Genomic DNA, 718 nt, shown 5'->3' with positions numbered 1-718 from the left:
CCGGTAGTAAAATTTTTGACATAAGTAGACACACTGTCTCGATGAAGACCCAGGAACCGAGCGACATCCACACCTTTCTGGCCTTCCATGACCAGACGAACTGCCATACACGATGGCGAAGTTTCACCGTTTGAAGCGTACGTTCGTATGTGCGCAGCGCCTCGACTGTCCAGCCATGATTACAGGTGATTTTTAACGTTCTCATTACGTATCGTCTCCTTGTCCGTTGGTTTTAGCACCCGTATAGACAATTTTCAGGAGACATAAGCATGCAGAAAAGCTAATCGCGATTTATATAGCAATGATAATGCTGTTGCAGCGACTACTAATTTCTTTTTCATTTACTTTTTTCCCTTACTATTGGAAATATCACCTCTAAATTAATATAAATAAATCCAAAAAATGTAAAATTAATTAATTAATTTTTTACAATTGTGGAAATAACCTATATACTTGAATGTAGCTTTGCATTTGCAATAGTATACATTTTATTCTTGAGGGGAGGATGTTTACATTGAAATTTTTAACTAAACCTAGTGTAATTGTGTTTATAATTATATTTTTGCTTTTGGTTATAAATATTGTACCAGCTGGCCAAAGTGCTACTTCTATTTTGTTAACTCTTATATCAGTTTTTCTAGTTAGCTTTATAATTGTGTTTGTGGCAATCTAAAAATGTAGCGCTTGGCAATTAATTTGTGTAGCCCTTTCGGGCATA

1 protein-coding gene is annotated in these 718 nt (G+C 35.4%); it reads right to left on the bottom strand.

Going from position 1 to position 718, the window contains the following annotated elements:
- A partial coding sequence (locus HMPREF0083_RS28650) for a hypothetical protein (RefSeq protein WP_021620030.1) occupies positions 1-205 on the bottom strand: 205 nt, incomplete at its 3' end.
- Between the last annotated feature and the right edge of the window lie 513 nt (positions 206-718).

Origin of the sequence: Aneurinibacillus aneurinilyticus ATCC 12856, assembly GCF_000466385.1 — a bacterium.
GTDB classification, from domain to species: domain Bacteria; phylum Bacillota; class Bacilli; order Aneurinibacillales; family Aneurinibacillaceae; genus Aneurinibacillus; species Aneurinibacillus aneurinilyticus.
Note: the sequence above shows the minus strand (reverse complement) of the source record. Positions and strands in the feature narration are given on the sequence as shown.